The sequence below is a fragment of the Microcoleus sp. Pol8_D6 genome (assembly GCF_036700965.1).
Classification (GTDB): Bacteria; Cyanobacteriota; Cyanobacteriia; order Cyanobacteriales; family Microcoleaceae; genus Microcoleus.
Map to the genome: position 1 here is coordinate 1 of NZ_JAUBPW010000029.1, position 19,811 is coordinate 19,811.

Sequence of the window (19,811 nt, forward strand, 5' to 3'; positions counted from 1 at the left end):
ACCGCAGTATTCTTGATCTACCCAATTGGACAAGGTAGCTTCTCTGACGGTATGCCCTTGGGTATCTCCGGCACATTCAACTTCATGATCGTGTTCCAAGCCGAGCACAACATCCTGATGCACCCGTTCCACATGTTGGGAGTTGCTGGTGTCTTCGGTGGTAGCTTGTTCTCTGCCATGCACGGTTCTCTAGTTACCTCTTCCTTGGTTCGTGAAACAACCGAAACCGAATCGCAAAACTACGGTTACAAATTCGGTCAAGAAGAAGAAACCTACAACATCGTCGCAGCCCACGGCTACTTCGGTCGTTTGATTTTCCAATACGCTTCCTTCAACAACAGCCGTTCCTTGCACTTCTTGTTAGGTGCATGGCCAGTAGTCGGCATCTGGTTTACCGCTTTGGGTATCTCCACGATGGCTTTCAACTTGAACGGTTTCAACTTCAACCAATCGATTATCGACTCTCAAGGTCGTGTCATCAATACTTGGGCTGACGTGATTAACCGCGCTAACTTGGGTATGGAAGTAATGCACGAGCGCAATGCTCACAACTTCCCGCTTGACTTGGCTGCTGGTGAAACAACTCCCGTAGCTTTGGTTGCTCCTTCTATCAATGGCTAAGTTTTAGCTATCGATTGACAAAAAGCGCTCCTAGTAATAGGGGCGCTTTTTGTTTGGGGAAAAATATTTTTATTGCGGGGAAGGGAAATATCACAGCCACCAAGGGAGTTAGATCGCGCTTATTTGAGATGGCAATTCGCGGAGATAACTGTTCCCTCGCTTCTGGTAATTCCTGTTAGGCTGGATTGAGGTCTGCTTCTGCTGGGAGACTCACTCCTAATAAATTCAAGTTTCTTTAAACAGCAAAATACTTTCATAATTTTGTAAATCTAGAAATAGGTCAATTTGCAAAGTTCCTATTTGTTCAAATCCCTGTTTTTGGTGAAATATTAGTGAACGATTATTAGCTATGGGGCGGGTAACAATAAACAGCGAAATTAATGAATTTGGAAAATTTTTATAAATTTCTTCATACATAAATCGAGCAACACCTCTACCCATGCAGTCTAACTTTGTTGCTACTCTTTCGAGATAAAAATGCCGATCGCTGGTGACTCTTTTCTTAAAATCCTCATCTTTCCAGATAATTTTATCCAACATTTCATCAGATATTTTGGGTTGTGATATAGCCACAAATCCCAGAATTTCCCCATCGGTTTTAGCTGCGACAAAATATCTGCATGAATTATTTAAGCTTTGGACAATCTCATCTTGAGTAATTTGTGTTAGCAAAAAGCCGCGCTCGATCGACGTATTTTGACCGCGCGCATGAGAATTGTGAATATTGACGATCGCCTGTATGTCCTCTCGATCAGCTTCTCTAAAAGTTAGATATTCCATTGCATAGTGTGTAGGAAAGCTGTCATACATTTGCGATTTTAATGCTCAGGTTTATCTATTCTAACAGCTAGATATAGATCGCATACCAGATTTAGTTTTGTAAATATTTTAGGGGCGATCGCCTTCGGACAATATCATGACTGTAGGTATGTCTGCACTGGTGGGCGCTCGCATCAAATCCCTGATTCAGTAAAAGCTAGGTTCAAATCATCAATCAACCCCAATTGTTGGGCCCACTCTGTTAAGTAACCCCGATCCAAATTCTCAGATTGGACTTTCAGAATTCCCAAAACATCATTCCATTGTTTTTGAGACTGAGACTGTTGCCGCCCGAGCTGTTTTGCCAACACAATATCTTCAGGAGAAGCAACCCAAAATTGTTCTACACCAGCTTCGTCAAGCGCTTCTAATCGTCGTCTTGCCATTTTTGAGCGGTCGAATTCTGTATTAGAATTCAGCACAATATCAGCGTTCAATACTAAAGTCATGTGAGTGACGCTCAACACCATCCCTCTACCCTCTTGAATATCTTCTACCGAACCCGGAGGGCAGTAAAAACCAGCCGTTTCTAGTGCTTCAACTAATTTAAAAATATTGTCCCGGATTAATTCAATTACTAAATCTAAATCACGTGTTGTTCTAGGGTCGCCATAGACCGAAGCGGCAACGCCTCCTGTAATATAATAAGAGACACCTAATGTTTCAAAAATTGGGTGCAGCAGTCTAGCAATTTCGCTGGGGTCTTGCGTCCACATAGAAGGATCACTGGTGGGGGTTAAAATTGGCAACCACTTGCTACCTAATATCGATCGAGCAAATCGCTCTTTGTAGGTTGAGGGACAAGCTTTTTTCATGCCGCGCAAGCTAACAGTTTTTGCCCAACGATTTAATTTTGCCCCCATTTGCCACCGTTGGGAATTGGTGAGTTGCCGCAGTAGGTAAAAATCAATTGCATCAGCTTCAGGAGTTTTATCATCCGACTGGGGACGGTATCCAGGTTTGATGGATATTTTCGGTATGGGTTGAATCATTTTGCTTGTTGATTTCCCTAATCCTATACATGATATCAGTTAACAAGGCTCATTGTAGGTCTGTCTGCACTTGTGGGCGATCGCTAATAACTTCCAGGTAGCGTCGCAACTGCTACAATGTTTCCCAACAAATCGAATAACTCAACGCTATAACCTGTTTCTATCCCCTCAACGTGATGCTGTTCTAAAACCGTACCGATATCGCCGGCATAAAGTCCTTCTTCTGGAAGGTTGCACAGCAAGATGACATCTGAATAAAGTTCGGATCGATACCGTTGATTTTCCCATACTGCTGACTTTATAGAGGTAACTATGCAATACGATTAACCCAGGCTTCAGGCTTCTTGTCAGTGATTCGATTCCAGTTATTGCTAGACAGACTGTAAAATAGTATTGTCGATTCAGTTCTGTTCAAAGATTTCGTCAATTTTACATTTAATAGCAGTGTACGCTTCTTCTTTTGTTGCCAACCATTCTCCTAGTAGACTTGTTGAGGCTATATTGTCATCACTGTAAACTTCCCTGAAGTTGGGATAACTGTAACAGAGAGTATTTACTGCTAAAGCGCTCCAATCTTGATCGGTTGAATCCAGAGAAACTAGGATAGTCCAGCCACGATAATGCCCCATGTGATTTTCGGAGAATAATCCATTTTTTCCAACCTCATATAATTTCTCTTCGGGCCAGATTTCGGGAGGCAATTCTTCATAGGTTTTTGTGCTAAGGGTAGCAGCCGGGTAATTGTTGAGAGCTTCTTCAGTTTCACCACTGATCGACGTACATCCTCGTTGATAAAGGAATCCATTCGGGATTCTCAATTGATAGGTGTGCGTTTGTGGGTCATAATTATGAAGTGCTATTTCTTTACCCTCAAAAAGCTTTCGATCTAAAGGATGTTTGGCAAATGGATTAAAGAGAACATGGCAACCATCAAGCAATGTTTCTTGATAATTTGGTCTTTCTGCAACAAAACGTTCAACTCCTGTTTCAGTATCAGTTTCAATTGCTCTAGAACCATAGAATATGACTGGATATTTTCCTTCGCCAGCAAGGGCACGAACCTTGCAAATAGTTGCTTTATTATTAAAAATGATGGCGCTTACATCAGCCATATTTTCATTTGTAAATAAGCCTAAATCAATTTCCGAATTTGGTTTTTTCTGTACTTGGTATTTTCTAGACTCCCCTACAATAAACAATTCTCCTTCCTGAGTCCCTGAACTTGTCAAAGGTTGGTCATAGGCGTAAAGAACGCGAATAATAGCTAGACAATCTTGAATAAAAAAGAATGGCTGATCGAAGGGGGTAACGCATATTACAAATGGCTTATTTTGAACATGAGTGAGTTTTGAATAGGATTTCTTAAATTTCTTAAATTTCTCAGTGACTGCTTGTAATAGTCGAAGCGTAGATAACCTTAAAATATCATCCATTTCGGCTTCTTCGGGCCTAACCTGATCTTTATCCCATTCAGGACGATGACCTTGAGGGTGGTTTGCTGTAGTCGCTTCAGCAATAAATTCGCCATAAGGAGAAGTTAATACAAAATCTGGGGATGAATGAGATAGATTTGCTTTACAGTTAAGCTCTTTAAAACAGGCAAAGAGATACAATTCCCAAAATGATGAATTAAATGTTGTCTGGAACTCTTTGACAAATTTACCATCTCGATCTTCAAAACCATCCGCCCAATTTTTCAAGACTTTACTTTCCGGGTCAAAGAATCCTGGTTTAGTGATAAAGCGAAAGTTAGGATGTTGAAGTTCTTGAGGTACGACAGGTGTGAAGAGATCCATAGTTCAAGAATTAGAGTAGTGACTACCAGCTTAGCCCATCGTGCAATATTTCGCGTGGCCTAACAAGTGTATTGGAGCGGACGGACAGAGATTAGTGGAGTTGCAAAGGCTGCTTGCAGGCGGTCAACAGAAATGTTGTGTCGCCGCGCGAAATGTTGCAACTTCTATAGTAAGAAGATAATAAGTAATAAGATAATACAGGGAAACACGATAAATAATAGAGAGGTGACCAAGTGACAAAAGATCGCTTCAGCTACCAAACCGAAAAACTCTCACAAGCTCGATCGGCGCTTATGGCACCACATCCTTGGGGCGAAGAAAAAAGTTTCGCCGAGGCGTTCGACTACTGCACACGTGCATTTAAGGATTTTGATGTGACACGAGTCCAGGACGAAAATGCCCGTTGTTGGATCGAGACCATTAAGCGCCTCAAGGACACGACTAACGTGCAAGATCCGAGCGGCGAAGGTACGTGGGTTGACCGTGCGCGTGCTATGACCGAAGAAGAAAAGCGCGAGTTCTCAGATGCTGTCGATGAGCTTGCAAGTTGGTTCAGGTGGGAATTTTGGTCTGATATGAGTGCTTACGAATAAGAACCAGCCAACCTAAATGCTATATCTCGGCTCGATTTCATGGTGAGAAGTGGCGTTGCTGAGCTTGCTCTTCTCACCATCATCTGATCTATTTAATTGTCCAGGAATTGGGTCTCATCCCCTTTAAACCAAAGCTTAACTGCTTCAACTACATCAACAAAGACAAAACCAAAAGTCCTAGCTCCTATAGTTGCTTGACCTATCATAACAGACACCTCCTTGCCGAACGATAAGATTTTTTTAATATTTGTTTTTGTAGGATTTTCTTCGATAGTTTCACAAATAGTTGGTGTAAACTTAAATATATTCTTGATAAGAAATAAAATAATCAAAGTTATGAAGGTTATAGCTTCGGTTTCATGGAGTTGAACCATGTGAGACCCTCCGAATATTTGCTAATCCATACCACAAGTGTAGCATGAATTTTCTCGGATGGCAACCCCCAACCTTAAAAAACCTCTCGATGCGACGTGGCCTATTGCGCTCTGTGGGTGGGGTTCAGAAACCGGGTTTCTTCCTAAATCCTGGTGAAAATGCCAAAATTATCGCAGAAACCCGGTTTCTTGGATTTACTAACTGCCGCCAATCCGAGCGACATCGCGAGCGTTTTCTTCAAACGCAGCCGTCAGGGCATCATCACCGCTTAAACCCGATGCGATCGCCCTTTCAATAGCCTGCAACACCCGCTTGTAATCCCTCGGCATCACCTTCACAAATACCGGCACCATCGAGTCCCAATTTGCCAAAACCTTGGATGCTTTCGCACTTCCAGTCAAATCAACATGAGTCTGAATTAACTGCCGCAAATCGCTAATTTCCTCAACATCCTCCAATTTTTCCAAATCCACCATCGACATATTGCAGCGAGTTGCAAAATCCCCCGCTTCATCCAAAATGTAAGCAACACCGCCACTCATACCCGCTGCAAAATTGCGCCCGGTTTCACCCAAAACTACAACTTTGCCGCCAGTCATGTACTCGCAACCGTGATCGCCCACACCTTCAACTACTGCGTTAACGCCGGAGTTACGCACCCCAAAACGTTCGCCCGCCATCCCTCGGATGAAAACCTCGCCGGATGTCGCGCCGTAAAGCACTACGTTACCGACAATCACGTTTTCTTCCGCGACGAAGGTAGAAGCTGGCGACGGATACAAGATGATTTTGCCGCCGCTGAGCCCTTTGCCCAAATAGTCGTTAGCTTCGCCTTCGAGCTCCAGGGTGACACCCTTGGGCACAAAAGCCCCAAAGCTTTGTCCGGCGCTGCCTTGGAAGTGCAGGTGCACCGTGTCATCCGGCAAACCTTCCCAGTTGCGTTTGGTGATTTCGTTGCCGAGAATTGTTCCGACAACGCGGTTGACATTGGTAATGGGCAGTTTGGCGTGTACTTTTTCGCCATTTTCGATTGCACCTTTGCACAAATCCAGCAGTACACTCATGTCCAGAGACTTTTCTAAACCGTGATCCTGCGCCATCTGACAGTAGCGCCCGACATCCGCCCCAACCTCCGGCTGATAAAGGATTTTGGAGAAATCCAAACCCTTAGCCTTCCAGTGTTCCACAGCTTGTTTCGCTTCCAAAACATCAGTCCGCCCCACCATTTCATTCAGGGTGCGGAAGCCCAACTGCGCCATAATTTCCCGGACTTCCTGCGCCACAAAGGTCATAAAGTTTACCGTGTGTTCGGGGTCGCCGGTAAAGTTTTTCCGCAGCAGCGGGTCTTGCGTTGCAACGCCCACGGGGCAAGTGTTTAGGTGGCAAACGCGCATCATGATACAGCCCAATGTCACCAGCGGCGCGGTCGCAAAACCGAATTCCTCAGCACCAAGCAGTGCAGCAATTACTACATCGCGGCCGGTTTTCATTTGACCGTCAGTTTCTACCACAATCCGGCTGCGGAGATTGTTGAGTACCAAAGTCTGGTGAGTTTCCGCCAATCCCAATTCCCAAGGTAAACCGGCGTGTTTGATCGAAGTTTGCGGCGAAGCGCCGGTACCGCCGTCGTAGCCGGAAATCAACACGACATCGGCGTGGGCTTTCGCAACCCCGGCCGCGATCGTCCCGACTCCAACTTCCGACACGAGTTTGACGCTAATCCGCGCTTCCCGGTTGGAATTTTTCAAGTCGTGAATCAATTCGGCCAAATCTTCGATCGAATAAATGTCGTGGTGAGGAGGAGGCGAAATCAATCCCACACCCGGAGTCGAGTTCCGCACCTTCGCAATCCACGGGTATACTTTTTTACCGGGCAACTGTCCGCCTTCACCGGGTTTCGCGCCTTGCGCCATCTTGATTTGCAGTTCCCGCGCTTGCGAAAGGTACAAGCTGGTAACGCCGAAACGCCCGGAAGCAACTTGTTTGATCGCGCTGTTTTTCGAGTCGCCCCGATCGTTCGTCCAAGTGTAGCGTTCCGGATCTTCTCCGCCTTCACCGGTGTTCGATTTGCCACCAATGCGGTTCATCGCCACAGCTAAAGATTCGTGGGCTTCTTTAGAAATCGAACCGTAACTCATCGCCCCAGTTTTAAAGCGTTTGAGAATAGATTCGATCGGCTCAACTTCCTCAATCGGTATCGATTCCCGCTGTTTGAATTGCAACAAACCGCGCAAGGTAAAATGCTGCTGGTTTTGTTCATTAACCAGCCCAGAATACTGTTTGAAAAGCGTATAACTGCCCTCGCGCACCGACTTTTGCAGCGCGTGAATTGTCTGCGGGCTGAACAAGTGCGCTTCGCCTTCTTTCCGCCACTGATATTCGCCGCCAACATCGAGAGTATGTCCGCTGGATGGGCGATCGGGGAATGCGTGATTGTGGCGCAAAATTGCTTCTTGGGCGATGACTTCGAGGTCTACCCCTTCAATCCGCGAGGCTGTCCAAGCAAAGTATTTATCGACTACGGATTTGTTTAAGCCGATCGCCTCAAAAATCTGCGCGCCGCGATAACTTTGAATTGTGGAAATCCCAATTTTCGAGGCAACTTTCGTCACCCCTTTAGTTGCGGCTTTGATGTAGTTTTTGCAAGCTGTTTTGTACTCGACATTTAGCAGCAATCCTTCGCGGATCGAATCGGCGATCGTCTCAAAGGCCAAATACGGATTAATCGCGCCGCAACCATATCCAATAAGTGTCGCAAAGTGATGCACTTCGCGCGGTTCACCGGATTCGAGAACGAGTCCCGCCCGCGTGCGCGTACCTTTACGGATCAAGTGGTGGTGCAGGCCCGCAACTGCCAGCAGCGCCGGAATTGGAGCTTGGTCTGGACTGATACCCCGATCGCTCAAAATGATGATATTCACCCCGGAGGCGATCGCACTGTCTGCTGCTGCAAAAACCTCTTCTAAGGCTTGTTCTAGACCTTTTACGCCGCTTTTGGGGTCAAACAAAATCGGCACGGTGAGTGACTTGAAATTGCCCTCATTTACGTGTTTGAGCTTAGCTAATTCTTCATTGCTGAGAATTGGCGTTTTCAGTTCAATCAAATGACAGCTTTCGGGTTCCGGTTTGAGCAAATTGCGTTCAGCGCCGATCGTAGTTTCGGCAGAAGTTACAATTTCTTCGCGGATAGAATCGATCGGCGGATTGGTAACTTGAGCAAACAACTGCTGGAAGTATTCGTAAAGCAGTTTTGGTCGATTGGAAAGCACCGCCAGCGGCGTATCCGCACCCATCGCGCCGACAGCTTCCACGCCATCTTTCGCCATCGGTGCTAACAGCAACCGCAGTTCTTCAAAGGTGTAGCCAAAAGCCATTTGCCGCTGCAATAATGTTTCCGGGTGGGATTCTGCTACTGCAGGCGCATCTTTGAGTTTGGCGATTTCGACCATGTGTTGGTCGATCCACTGGCGGTACGGGTGTTCTGTAGCGATTTTGGTCTTAATTTCCTCGTCAGAGACGATGCGGCCTTCCTCGGTATTTACCAGGAACATCCGCCCCGGTTGCAAGCGACCTTTTGATACAATTCGTTCTGGGGCGATCGGCAAAACTCCCGCTTCCGATGCCATAATTACCAAGTCGTCTTTGGTAACGCAGTAGCGGGAAGGGCGCAAACCGTTGCGATCGAGTACGGCCCCGATCGAAGTACCATCGGTAAAGGCGATCGAAGCCGGGCCGTCCCAAGGTTCCATCAAGCAAGAATGGTATTCGTAGAAAGCTTTTTTCTCGTCACTCATGGACTCGTGGGCTGTCCAAGGTTCGGGAATCATCATCATTACAGCGTGCGGCAAAGAACGCCCGGCCAAATTCAGCAATTCCAAAGCATTGTCAAAAATCGTCGAGTCGCTGCCTTCGATATTGATTAAATTGGGGATTTTCTTTAAGTCATCGCCGAATAGTTCCGACTCGAACAGCGATTGCCGCGCGTGCATCCAGTTAATGTTGCCGCGCATCGTGTTAATTTCGCCGTTGTGAGCGATGTAGCGGTAAGGGTGCGATCGTTCCCAGCTCGGAAAAGTATTCGTGCTGAAGCGCGAGTGAACCAGGGCTAGAGCGCTTTCCATGTCGGGGTCGTGCAGTTCGGGATAGTAATCTCCCACTTGCACCGGCATTAACATACCCTTGTAGACGATCGTCCGGCAGGAGAGTGTGGAATTATACCAGTATGGGTCTGTGTTAGTCCTGCGGATGGCATTGTGAGCACGCTTGCGGATGACGTACAGTTTCCGCTCGAAAGCCGCCTCATCGATACCTGCGGCGCGCCGGAGGAACACTTGCTGCATGAAGGGTTCGCTAGATTTGGCGGTGTCGCCGAGAGACGAGTTGTCGGTGGGCACATCGCGCCAGCCCAGCACTTCCTGGCCTTCTTCTGCCGCGATTTCCTCAAAAATGCGTTGGCCGTTTTCGCGTTCAGTTTGATTTGGCGACGAGTAAATCGCGCCAACGCCGTACTCGCCGGCTTCAGGAAGTTCGATGTTTAGGGCCGCCGTTACTTTCTTGAGAAACTTGTGGGGCACCTGCATCAAAATCCCCGCCCCGTCTCCGGTGTTGGGTTCGCAGCCGCACGCGCCCCGGTGGTCGAGGTTCAATAGGATTGTCAGTGCCTGCTCGACAATTTCGTGGGATTTGTTACCCTTCATGTGTACGATGAATCCGACTCCGCAAGCGTCGTGCTCGAACTGCGGATCGTACAGACCTTGCTTTTGTGGCAGTCCGTTGCTGTTCATTTATTTTGATGCTCCTGTCAAAGTGACGAAAAGATGTTGATCTAGAGTAGAGGATGGGATGCCGATCGCTCTAGTATCATGTATTATATGTGGATCTACTCAATTGGGTAGATGTACCCAAAAATCAAAGCTTATTCGATCCGAGTAAAAAAAATAGTTAAAGCCGATAACTTAACTAGGGAACCCGGAGGTTAAAGATTTATGCTTAAAGACTCTTCGATTATGTGAATTATTAAACCGCAGAGGCCGCAGAGAGCGCAGAAGAAGAGAAGAGAGATGAGTAATTCCGATACTAACTCACATCTTGCACTCTTGTTAATAAGCTTTTCAAGGGCGGGCTTTTCGGCCCAGCGCACAAAATTTACTCTCTGTGGAACAGGCCGGAAAGCCTGTTCTTGAGAAATGAGTTTATAGCATTGTTAATGCGACTGTATCCTCAGCGTCTGGGTGACATTCTCCAGCAGCATTTGGCCTTCTCAACATTAATGAGTATTTCTGAAAAATTGCAAAAAGTCGATCAACTCAAAGCCTGGTTAGATAGCTTTCGCCAGCTTTCTCCCACCCTGGTTGCAGAATTGAAAAAACTCTATAGCAATCCTTGCAGGAGTCGTAAATTTTTGACCCCACCCCACCCCTCTCCTTATCAAGGGGAGGGAGTAAGAAATTCACCAATGATTTAGGATGGCTATATGACGTTCGGTTTACCGATCACTGCGTTACAGAACTTATCCAAACTTATTCAAGTCTAACTATTAGACTAGGTTTCATCCCAGAGGGTCTCTAACTAGATGCTAGAAGTTTTGCAGCAGCAGTCTCAAGAGCTGGATTAGGATTCACCTTTAATCAATATTCAAGAACCAGCGCCGTTTCTATGAAGATTTGATGTAGATAGGGGCGATCGAGCAAATACCAGGTGACAACACCTGTGTTGGTTTTGCTATGGTTGTTAAGGCAAGTCGATCGGGCTGAGCACAACTCTTGCAAAACTCTACAGTCGGCTAACCAGTCCCCGCAGGTGGGCTTCGGTTTTAACTATAGATTAGTTAATCTCAAAAAACAACGTCGTTTACCAAAGGATTCAGCAAGCAATCCTCAAGGAGTAAAAATCATGGTTCAGATTCAAGAAATTTCTCAAGTATCTACCCTGCACGCACCTGCAGCACCCAACGCAATAGCCGCTACAGAATTGCGGCCTTGGGGCTCATTTACGACTCTAGAAGAAGGCCCAGGATATAAAATTAAGCGGATCGAAGTTAAGTCAGGACACCGCCTCAGCCTGCAAATGCACCACCACCGCAGCGAACACTGGATTGTGGTTTCAGGTACTGCAAAAGTTACTTGTGGCGAAACTGAACAAGTTCTGTTTACAAATCAGTCTACCTACGTTCCTCAGTGCACTTCTCACCGCCTGGAAAATCCGGGAGTTATTCCCCTTGTTTTAATTGAGGTGCAGAATGGCGAATATCTGGGAGAAGATGATATTATCCGCTTTCAAGACGATTATGCTCGTAATGAAAAGGCTAAGTAACTCAAGTTGCTAAAAATATAGAGGTAAGGTGCGCGGCCCGGCGCACTTTACATTCTCCGGGTAAGGTACAGGCCTAGCCACATTCTACATTTTCAAAACTCAACATTACTTCCCAATTACCAATTACCAATTACTCATAATGATTCATCTGAGCAAAACAGCAGCAACAGAAGTAACGCGCCTCAAGTCGAAGCATCCGAACCCCAATGCTTTATTTCGTCTGGGCGTGGAATCGAGCGGCTGCTCCGGTTTGTCTTATACAATGGCATTTGACGATGCGCCAGCCCCAGAAGATGCTGTATGCGAGTCGGAGGGAATTGAAGTTGCGATCGACCCCCAGCACTTAAAATATCTCAATGAGCTCACCTTGGATTATTCAGAAGACTTGATGGGCGGAGGTTTCCGATTTCACAATCCCAATGCAGCCCAAAGCTGTAGCTGCGGCAACTCCTTTTCGGCTAAGGAATAACCAACCTGTAGGGTGCGTCAGTTGCAGATAATTCTTCAATTCTAAAATCTAAAATAGATTGACGCACCTGACAAAATAAGCAATAACCAATATGATTTAGAGTGCGTCAGTTGCAGATAATTATAAAATCTAAAATTTAAAATCTAAAATCTAAAATCGTATGATGACACTCAAAGACTTAGAAAAAGTCCAAAAAACCTTCAAAGAAGCCGGTCAAGACTACCAAGTTGAACTAGAAAGCGGGAAGATTATCATTGTGGGCCCGTCAGATATTGTATCTAGTGAAATTGGCATTCGCTTGAGTGCCTTTCTCTTCGTTTGGGTGAATCCCCGCCGTTTGGGTAGAGTTTTTGACTCCGCAGGCGGCTTTATTTTACCTGATGCTAACCTTACAGCACCTGATGTTTCTTTTGTTCGAGCGGCACGTCTCAGGCAAAGTCCCCGTTATTTCGGAGAATTAGTCCCAGACTTGGTAGTAGAAATTAAATCACAGAGCGATCGCATTAAACCGCTAGAAAAAAAGATTCTAAATTTTCTAGAACTCGGAGCACAAGTTGGAATTTTGATTGACCCGGACGAAGAAACTGTTACAGTTTATCGTCAGGAATGTGAACCAATTGTGTTGGGAAATGAAGATATTTTGACGGTCGCCGAACTTTTCCCCGGTTGGGAATTGCCAATTTCTGAACTGTGGCCGCCAATTTTTACTGAAGCAGAAACTCAAACTGAAGGCTAATAAAGTTTATGCAGGTTTTACATAGCCAGAAATGCGAAAAGCCTCTCTTCTCTTCCTCTGTGTCCTCTGCGCTCTCTGCGGTTAAATAATTCCTATGCAACCGTAAACGATATGAGTGCAATGGAAAAGCTTTCAATCAAGCTGGCGTACCCAGAATCATCCACTGCATTAACTGCTGCCACTCAGGAGATTGAGCGAATAAATCTGCATCGAATTCATTTCCCGCATCCTGCGAAAACTCGGCGAAAGCTTCCGCCCAATTAATTACTGTTTCCACAGGCAAATAAGGCGTATAATTCCAAGAACGCTGCAAAAACTCTACCATCTCAACCGAATGACCGGTGCGGTACAAATACCAAGCAATCCAAACTAAGGTACTGTACTTGATTTGCTTTTCCAACAAACGTATTTTATCCGGCAACTCGGGGCGGGCAAAAAAATTGTCCATGACTGCGGCGAGGGATTTAGCCTGCGGTAAACCTTTGTACATGGCGCTTTGTTCGTGCTGGCGGTAGCAAACAGTTACTTGTTGCAACCACTCTGCTTCGCATCCCATTAAGGCTAAACGCAGCACTAAATCTGTATCTTCTGCCGGGGGAAATCGAGGATCAAATCCGCCGGCGCGCTCTAACCACTGACGGCGAAATACCATGGCGCTGGGTAATACTGGTTTCCACCGCAGCCACATTTCTAAGTCTAATTTAGGGACATTTTGCCAGGGTTTGACATCTTTTAGCGGTTCGCCTATACTATTAACTAGACGCCAGCCACTGTGAACTATTCCTAAATTCGGTCGCGCTGCAAATACAGCCATTTGTGCTGCTAATTTGTCGGGAAAAAAGTAGTCGTCAGCATCGAGAAAGGCGATAAATTCTCCTCGCGCTAGCTCGATGCCGTGATTTCGGGCAATCGAAACTCCTTGATTTTGTTGGTAAATGTAGCGAATTCGATCGCCATATTTCTCTAAAACTAATTTGGTATCGTCTCGGGAGCCGTCGTCTACGACAATAATTTCCCAGTTAGTATAGGTTTGGTGCAGAACGCTATCTACGGCTTGGCCGACGTAATCCGCGCAGTTGTAAGCCGGAATTACTACGCTCACCTGCGGAGTGCGATCGCTCGTAACATTACTCATAATTAATTATCTTAAATTCGATTGCGTCTTTATTTTACAATGAGCGTAGGGTGCGTCAGGAACTGACGCACCCAGCAAGGGGTTCTTGTGTTCATTAATTTGGGGTCAAGAATTTGCCAAGGTAAGTTGGTGCGAGTTCAGTATATCTTGGGGGCGAATTGCTGAAGGGTAGCGATCGCCTTTTACCTTCAAATACTTGTCAGCTATTTCCAAAACCTGTTCGGGATTGGCTGGCTTCCTCAAAAAATCGGAAGCACCTGTCAATTTCGCTCGTGTGCGGTCAATTATACTGTCTTGACTGGTCAAAAACACGATCGGAGTTTCCCGAAAAGCAGGTGTCTTTCGCAAAAAATTGCACAAAGCAAAGCCACTTGTCTTCGGCATCACCACGTCCATAAAAATTAAAGCAGGCTTTTGTTTGGCGAGGAGGCCCACTCCCTGCATGGGGTCTTGAATTTTTAGGACTCGATAGCCCTCCGGCAATAAAATTTGCTCTAAAAATTCGCAAACTGTCGGACTGTCATCAATACAAGCAATCAAAGGGCGACCCGGCCCAGCGATAGCTGCGGCCAGGCGCCACTGTTCTATAGGCGACGGCAAGTCTGGTACTGTGCGGAAATTTACTAAACCCTGCTTGATGTAATTGACTAAAGCGCGAGTTGCCACTGTCACGCACTGCTTTTTCTTAAATGCAATATCCCAAAGAGTATTCTCGCCGTTGAATACGTTACCCAAAGCGATCAAAGAATTAGAACTAAATCGATTTTGCTGCAACTGAGCCGACGGTTTTAAAAGCGGTGCTTGTTCTGGATCTACCAGCCACAAACCCATTGCTTTCCACTTCTGCCAAATTTCTTCTGTACAACACAGAACTTTCTCTACTTCTGTTAAAGACAGCAGCAAAGAAGAGGTAATTGTAGAAAAATATTTCTGGGACGGACGCCACTCCCGGCGCAAACCCGATTGACCGATCAGAGCAAATAACACTTCGGAAAGGCTGGTGTGGACGATCGCCCTAGCTTGTTCCAGGCTCATTTCGCTGGCTGCTATCCCTCGCTGAAGCAGTTGATATTCCCACAGTTCTCCAGCATCGAGGTCTCTGAGATCGACTTGAAAGTTTCGACAGTGTTGCCCGATCGCCCTGTACCAGCGTCTAGCTCTGTGCGATCCTCCCGTGGCATACACCAAACTACCCTGAAAAAAGTAAAGTTGCCACTGTTGTTCCCCTTGCTCTAACACCAGTTTCCCCGTTGCTTGTTTCTGGCTGAGTACAGCCAGAGTATGGGACAACATTTTGTATCCGATTGCGGTAGCAGACATATCAACTCGCATCCCCTGTACTCTGTTTGTACCATTATATAGCTGCTGAGTTTTGAAAGATAACAGTAATTTTACTGAATTTAGGTTAAAAAACACCACTAATTGTGAGAATTTAACCCTCTTAGGGACTGATTCCCCCCAGGAGTTTTAGCCATGAGGATGTAACGGCTATTTGCCCTATTAACTAATAACTAAAATCAGGATTATAACTAATAATTAATTGCCCTCGCTATCTGTGGGAGGTACTGGATCGTAACCCCCTGGATGAAAAGGATGACAGCGCAAAATCCGCTTAACTGCCATTGAGCTGCCGCGGGCAGACCCAAATCTTTCTATTGCTTCGATCGCGTATTGCGAACAAGTTGGCTGAAATCTACAGGCGTTAGGCAGGTAAGGAGAAATCCCCATTTTGTAGCCTCGGATTAATCCGATCAGCAATATTTTCACAATTTTTACCTTAGCGATTGATTAGATTAATAGCAAAATCTCGTCCCGTACCGCTGTCAGCTAGGTGCATCGAGAGCATTCCCAGCGGTTAGAGTTCCGCCAACTTTGCCCGTACCAATTATACCTTTTTTCATTTTTATTTTAGATACTTAAATCACAATTTGAGGAGATAATATGGTACTTGTCTCTGAGTTGGCTACTTGACCGATACCTAAAAAATTACCGTCTCGATCGTACACCTGCAACGGATAGGGAGGTTGGGCTATTGGGTTGTCGGGGGGATTGTTCCGACTGTCCTCCTCTAGCCCGATCGGCGTTTCGGGAATCGGGAGGCGCTGTCCTTGAAACCAGCGTTTGGTATATTCAGGGGAAAGGACGATCGCGCCTAAATGCCCCAAAACCGCCGATGGCAAAATCGGGCAGAACTTATTCTCCTGCAATTGCAGTTCCAATTGTTCAAAAGTTAGACTTTCCTCGATCGAAAAACCGCTACTTTCGGTGCGAGTCAAACCAGCCAAAGTGCCGCCTGTATTCAACACCGCACCCAAATCCCGCGCGATCGCCCGAATGTAAGTACCCGCCCCGCAGGCGATCAACAAATCCAATTCAGGAAAATCCCCCGATCGCCAATCCAAGATTTCCAGCCGAAAAACCTCAACATTTCTAGCAGCAACTTCCACAGTTTCGCCTTTTCTAGCTAACTCATAAAGGCGTTTTCCTCCCACCTGCACCGCACTAAAACTAGGCGGAAATTGCTCAATTTTTCCTATAAATTTTGGCAGTGCAGCTTGCACTTTTTCCAAACTCAACTCTGGCACCGATCGAGAATGGATAATTTCTCCTTCTAAATCGTCAGTAGCAGTAGTTAAGCCAAACCGAATCGTGCCTCGGTAAGCCTTGTTGTGTTGGAGATATTGCAGCAGTCTGGTTGCTTTGCCCAGGGCGATCGGTAAAACGCCAGTCACAGCAGGATCGAGGGTTCCTCCGTGTCCGACTCGCTTGAGTTTCAATAGCCGGCGCACTCGCCCCACGCAGTCGTGAGAAGTCATGCCCGCAGGTTTGTTGAGATTGAGAAAACCGTCAGTAGTCATTAGGAAGTTCGGCAACGGATTTTGTAACAGATGTAACAGATGTAACGGATATAACGGATGTCAGGAAGAGGGAAGAAGGAAGCAGGAAAAAAGAAAATGAAAAGTTTTGAGATTGCTTTCCTTCCCATCGCGAAAGCTAACGTTATTCGCAACGGGAAAGCGGTTTTGAGTTAAAAAGTTCAACATTCAAAACTTAAAACTACAAAGTATCCGCCAACCCAATTCCCAATTCCCTATTACCCATTAAAGAATAAAGTCTGCCTGACTGATAGAACCGCGGGCAACTCCGAATAAAGTAGCGAGAGTTTCCTTGGTGTTTGTAAGCTGAATAATTGTACTCGGCGAAGTTCCTGTCCCAGCGGAAATGGTGAGTTCGCCAAAGGTGAGGCCGGCAGTCAAGCGAATTTGATCGATACCATCAGTAAAGTCTGTAATCACATCCCCGTCTGCCAAACGCCCGATCGCAAAAGTATCGTTTCCAGCGCCGCCAGTTAAAGTATCTCGCCCGCGATCGCCCGATAAACAGTCATTGCCGATGCCACCAAAAAGCGAGTCATCGCCGGCACCCCCAAAAAGCGAGTCATCGCCCGCGCCTCCCAACAAAGTATCGGTGTCTTGGTTGCCAAACAGCAAATCATTGCCATCGGCGCCCAGCATTGAGTCAGAACCTTTCCCACCGTAGAAAGTATCGTCGCCGGCGCCACCCAAAACGCTGTCGCGGCCGGCACCCCCGAACAGCAAATCATTGCCAATGTCGCCCAGCAGTGAGTCATCGCCGTCGCCGCCGTAGAGGGAATCGTTGGCGCCTAAGCCAAAAATGCTGTCAGGGCCACCCAAACCAAATATCAAGTTAGCGCCCGCAGTACCTCTGAGGGAGTCGGGGCCGCTGGTGCCCCGAGTGCCGCCAGGTGATCCTCCGGGACTGGTACCGCCGCCGGTGGGGGTTGGGGTGGTGACGGGAATTGGTCGAATTGGCACTGCTGATGGCATGATTCTGAAGATGGGTAGAAATTTGCCATTCTAACTTAGCCTAAAACCGGAAGTTATAAGCTCGCCAACCGCCGAGATGAGAAATATCGATCGCATCCGCCACAGCATAAGGTTCGCACAAAAAGCCCTGGACCGTGGAGCCGTCCTCCAACACCAGCGTACCAATTCCCAGCGGCGGGGGAATTTTAGCGACAAATCCGCCGAAAGCCGCGATCGACAACTCCCAAACTTCCACCTTGATCGCGCTACCGCCTTCTATCTGACGCACCAATCCCGGCTTGCCCAGAGCAGTACCCGTCAAAGCGTACAGCTTGTAAATCGGGCTGGTACGGCAGGCGCGAACCAAAATGCCTCCCCCCTCGATTAGTTGATAATTCAGTGGCTCACCGCTCAAATGAGCGCCAACCACGGCTATTTTGACTCGTTCTTCTGAGGAAGATTTGGCTGCGATGGCGGGTTCCGGGACGGTTGGCAGCGGTAGGCCGGTTGCGCCCATAGTTCCCCCCAAGCTAGCGTGGAAAGCAGCTCCCAGGCTGCAGAGCGATAAATCGTGCCACGCAGGAGCCATCAGTGTCAATCCTGCGGGCAATCCGCTGCTTTGAAACCCGCTGGGAACTGCGATCGCGCACAAATCGAGCAAATTCGCAAAGTTCGTGTAGCGCCCCAGATTGGTGTTGAGCGCGATCGGCTCGGCTGCAACTTCTGCGACAGTATATATCGTGCCTGTCGTCGGTACCGCCAACACATCCATTGACTGCCACTGAATTTCAGCAAGCTTGCGGAGCTCGGCCAACCGGTACGACGCGCGGTAGGCAGAGACAGCATCGTAGCGTTTGCCGCCGCTGATAATTTTGTAGACAATCGGATCGATCGCATCTGGGTGCGCGTCGAGGAAATCGCCAATCGCTGCCAACCTTTCTGCTACCCAAGGGCCGCCGTAGAGCAGTTCGGCAGCATCCGCAAAGGGTTTGAAGTCAATAGGTGCGATCGTGCAGCCCAAAGATTGCAAGCGCGCGATCGCCTCCCGGTAGCGCTGTTCGGCTTCTGCATTCCCGAAAAATTCTAGTTCGCCGTCTCCGGGAACTCCCACCCGCAAGCGGGAGAAATCAGGCAAAACTTTCGTTTCAGGGCGGCGAGAAAACGCATCCTCAGCGTCAAAACCGCTGGCTACTTGCAGCACGGAAGCTGCATCCGCACAGGTGAGAGCGAACACAGAAACGCAGTCGAGCGATCGCACCGCCGGCAGCAGGCCGCGAGTGCCGATCGAGCCGCAACTTGGCTTCAGCCCGACAATGTTGGTAAAAGCAGCGGGAACCCGCCCCGAGCCTGCGGTATCGGTACCCAGAGCAAAACTCACCAATCCGGCCGAGACTGCTGCGGCGGAACCGGAACTCGATCCGCCTGGAATGTAGCGCGAATCGAAGGGATTGCGGCAAACTCCATAAGGCGTGCGGGTTCCCACTAATCCTGTGGCAAACTGATCCATGTTTGTTTTGCCGATCGCGATCGCACCTGCCGCGCACAGCCACTCTACGACTGCGGACGATCGCGCTGGAGTGCGAGCAAACTGCGGACATCCCGCCGTAGTCGGAACGCCCGCCCAATCGAGATTATCTTTGATCGCAAAAGGTATTCCGTAGAGCGGCAATTGTTGCGGGTCTAGGTTTTCCAAAGCTTTAGCGCGTTCGAGGGTTTCCGCCTGCGGTGCTAAATAAATCCATACCGCCGGATCTGCATAGCGTTCGATCCGATCGTACACGCTTGCGATTACATCTGCAGGTGCGATCGATCCGGTGCGGTAGCTATCGAGCAGCGAATGAATGTCCAGACTGTTGCTGTAGTTAAATTTTTCCATAGTGCACCGTCAGTCGATTTTAGATTTTAGATTTTAGATTTTAGATTGAACAATTGAGTTTACAGGCTTTGCTGGGGGATCATTCGATTTTAGATTTTAGATTTTAGATTGAAGAAATCACTTGAAAGGCTGTGCAAGGCGATCGTTATTACAAATAGGATGTTAGTTTACCGTATTGGCGATCGTACTCGCATCCAGTCTAGGGATCGAACTATTTGGTGAGAAATATTCAACCCTGACCTTGCGGGTTTCGTCTTTTT

17 protein-coding genes and 1 pseudogene are annotated in these 19,811 nt (G+C 47.3%); 6 read left to right on the forward strand and 12 right to left on the reverse strand.

Going from position 1 to position 19,811, the window contains the following annotated elements; translation table 11 throughout:
* Positions 1-621: pseudogene (locus QUA10_RS13765) on the forward strand (photosystem II q(b) protein); the annotation flags it as partial.
* Positions 622-846: 225 nt separating this feature from the next.
* On the opposite strand, the gene QUA10_RS13770 reads toward QUA10_RS13765, so the two are convergent.
* From QUA10_RS13770 to QUA10_RS13785, 4 genes are all read right to left on the reverse strand, one after another.
* A complete protein-coding gene (locus QUA10_RS13770; protein ID WP_333086279.1) occupies positions 847-1,401 on the reverse strand; it encodes a GNAT family N-acetyltransferase in 555 nt (184 codons plus the stop codon).
* Between the two features lie 173 nt (positions 1,402-1,574).
* Positions 1,575-2,432: a hypothetical protein gene (locus QUA10_RS13775; RefSeq protein ID WP_333081686.1), complete on the reverse strand. Its 858-nt coding sequence runs from the start codon at positions 2,430-2,432 to the stop codon at positions 1,575-1,577.
* Positions 2,433-2,515: 83 nt separating this feature from the next.
* Complete coding sequence (locus tag QUA10_RS13780) at positions 2,516-2,734, reverse strand: DUF4926 domain-containing protein (protein WP_333081695.1); 219 nt, start codon at positions 2,732-2,734, stop codon at positions 2,516-2,518.
* A 99-nt stretch (positions 2,735-2,833) separates the two neighbouring features.
* Complete coding sequence (locus QUA10_RS13785) at positions 2,834-4,228, reverse strand: hypothetical protein (protein ID WP_333081685.1); 1,395 nt, start codon at positions 4,226-4,228, stop codon at positions 2,834-2,836.
* Between the two features lie 233 nt (positions 4,229-4,461).
* Between QUA10_RS13785 and QUA10_RS13790 the strand changes: the two genes are divergently transcribed.
* On the forward strand, positions 4,462-4,821 hold the full coding sequence (locus tag QUA10_RS13790; protein ID WP_333081684.1) for a hypothetical protein: 360 nt from the start codon (positions 4,462-4,464) through the stop codon (positions 4,819-4,821).
* 92 nt (positions 4,822-4,913) lie between these two features.
* Here QUA10_RS13790 and QUA10_RS13795 read toward each other — a convergent pair whose 3' ends face one another.
* Both QUA10_RS13795 and gltB read right to left on the reverse strand, forming a co-directional pair.
* The gene (locus QUA10_RS13795; protein ID WP_333081683.1) at positions 4,914-5,195 is read right to left on the reverse strand and encodes a hypothetical protein; all 282 of its coding nucleotides are present in this window, start codon (positions 5,193-5,195) and stop codon (positions 4,914-4,916) included.
* A gap of 198 nt (positions 5,196-5,393) precedes the next feature.
* Positions 5,394-9,980 (reverse strand): glutamate synthase large subunit, encoded by a 4,587-nt coding sequence (gltB, locus tag QUA10_RS13800; protein ID WP_333081682.1) that lies wholly within the window; start codon positions 9,978-9,980, stop codon positions 5,394-5,396.
* A gap of 395 nt (positions 9,981-10,375) precedes the next feature.
* Here gltB and QUA10_RS13805 point away from each other — a divergent pair, with 395 nt between their 5' ends.
* The 4 genes from QUA10_RS13805 to QUA10_RS13820 all read left to right on the forward strand — a co-directional run bounded on the left by QUA10_RS13805 (position 10,376) and on the right by QUA10_RS13820 (position 12,713).
* Positions 10,376-10,660 carry a hypothetical protein gene (locus QUA10_RS13805; protein ID WP_333081681.1) on the forward strand — a complete coding sequence of 95 codons (285 nt, stop codon included), beginning with the start codon at positions 10,376-10,378 and terminating at the stop codon, positions 10,658-10,660.
* 428 nt (positions 10,661-11,088) lie between these two features.
* Positions 11,089-11,508: a cupin domain-containing protein gene (locus tag QUA10_RS13810; protein WP_333075032.1), complete on the forward strand. Its 420-nt coding sequence runs from the start codon at positions 11,089-11,091 to the stop codon at positions 11,506-11,508.
* A gap of 139 nt (positions 11,509-11,647) precedes the next feature.
* Positions 11,648-11,977: a HesB/IscA family protein gene (locus QUA10_RS13815; RefSeq protein ID WP_006630924.1), complete on the forward strand. Its 330-nt coding sequence runs from the start codon at positions 11,648-11,650 to the stop codon at positions 11,975-11,977.
* A 163-nt stretch (positions 11,978-12,140) separates the two neighbouring features.
* A complete protein-coding gene (locus tag QUA10_RS13820) occupies positions 12,141-12,713 on the forward strand; it encodes a Uma2 family endonuclease (RefSeq protein WP_333081694.1) in 573 nt (190 codons plus the stop codon).
* A gap of 136 nt (positions 12,714-12,849) precedes the next feature.
* Here QUA10_RS13820 and QUA10_RS13825 read toward each other — a convergent pair whose 3' ends face one another.
* From QUA10_RS13825 to atzF, 6 genes are all read right to left on the reverse strand, one after another.
* Entirely contained in the window at positions 12,850-13,848 is a 999-nt protein-coding gene (locus QUA10_RS13825; RefSeq protein ID WP_333081680.1) for a glycosyltransferase, read from the reverse strand.
* 105 nt (positions 13,849-13,953) lie between these two features.
* Complete coding sequence (locus QUA10_RS13830; protein ID WP_333081678.1) at positions 13,954-15,168, reverse strand: response regulator; 1,215 nt, start codon at positions 15,166-15,168, stop codon at positions 13,954-13,956.
* 216 nt (positions 15,169-15,384) lie between these two features.
* Positions 15,385-15,615: a membrane protein insertion efficiency factor YidD gene (gene yidD / locus QUA10_RS13835; protein WP_333081676.1), complete on the reverse strand. Its 231-nt coding sequence runs from the start codon at positions 15,613-15,615 to the stop codon at positions 15,385-15,387.
* Positions 15,616-15,764: 149 nt separating this feature from the next.
* A complete protein-coding gene (truB, locus tag QUA10_RS13840; protein WP_333081675.1) occupies positions 15,765-16,706 on the reverse strand; it encodes a tRNA pseudouridine(55) synthase TruB in 942 nt (313 codons plus the stop codon).
* Between the two features lie 243 nt (positions 16,707-16,949).
* A complete protein-coding gene (locus tag QUA10_RS13845; protein ID WP_333081674.1) occupies positions 16,950-17,696 on the reverse strand; it encodes a calcium-binding protein in 747 nt (248 codons plus the stop codon).
* Positions 17,697-17,736: 40 nt separating this feature from the next.
* On the reverse strand, positions 17,737-19,551 hold the full coding sequence (atzF, locus tag QUA10_RS13850) for an allophanate hydrolase (protein ID WP_333081672.1): 1,815 nt from the start codon (positions 19,549-19,551) through the stop codon (positions 17,737-17,739).
* Positions 19,552-19,811: the final 260 nt, after the last annotated feature.

What these genes read in the sequence shown, in the direction of transcription:
- QUA10_RS13770 (WP_333086279.1), bottom strand. Translation starts at nt 1,401, where the DNA reads ATGGAATATCTAACTTTTAGAGAAGCTGATCGAGAGGACATACAGGCG.
- QUA10_RS13775 (WP_333081686.1), bottom strand. Translation starts at nt 2,432, where the DNA reads ATGATTCAACCCATACCGAAAATATCCATCAAACCTGGATACCGTCCC.
- QUA10_RS13785 (WP_333081685.1), bottom strand. Translation starts at nt 4,228, where the DNA reads ATGGATCTCTTCACACCTGTCGTACCTCAAGAACTTCAACATCCTAAC.
- QUA10_RS13795 (WP_333081683.1), bottom strand. Translation starts at nt 5,195, where the DNA reads ATGGTTCAACTCCATGAAACCGAAGCTATAACCTTCATAACTTTGATT.
- gltB (WP_333081682.1), bottom strand. Translation starts at nt 9,980, where the DNA reads ATGAACAGCAACGGACTGCCACAAAAGCAAGGTCTGTACGATCCGCAG.
- QUA10_RS13810 (WP_333075032.1), top strand. Translation starts at nt 11,089, where the DNA reads ATGGTTCAGATTCAAGAAATTTCTCAAGTATCTACCCTGCACGCACCT.
- QUA10_RS13815 (WP_006630924.1), top strand. Translation starts at nt 11,648, where the DNA reads ATGATTCATCTGAGCAAAACAGCAGCAACAGAAGTAACGCGCCTCAAG.
- QUA10_RS13820 (WP_333081694.1), top strand. Translation starts at nt 12,141, where the DNA reads ATGACACTCAAAGACTTAGAAAAAGTCCAAAAAACCTTCAAAGAAGCC.
- QUA10_RS13825 (WP_333081680.1), bottom strand. Translation starts at nt 13,848, where the DNA reads ATGAGTAATGTTACGAGCGATCGCACTCCGCAGGTGAGCGTAGTAATT.
- QUA10_RS13830 (WP_333081678.1), bottom strand. Translation starts at nt 15,168, where the DNA reads ATGTCTGCTACCGCAATCGGATACAAAATGTTGTCCCATACTCTGGCT.
- truB (WP_333081675.1), bottom strand. Translation starts at nt 16,706, where the DNA reads ATGACTACTGACGGTTTTCTCAATCTCAACAAACCTGCGGGCATGACT.
- QUA10_RS13845 (WP_333081674.1), bottom strand. Translation starts at nt 17,696, where the DNA reads ATGCCATCAGCAGTGCCAATTCGACCAATTCCCGTCACCACCCCAACC.
- atzF (WP_333081672.1), bottom strand. Translation starts at nt 19,551, where the DNA reads ATGGAAAAATTTAACTACAGCAACAGTCTGGACATTCATTCGCTGCTC.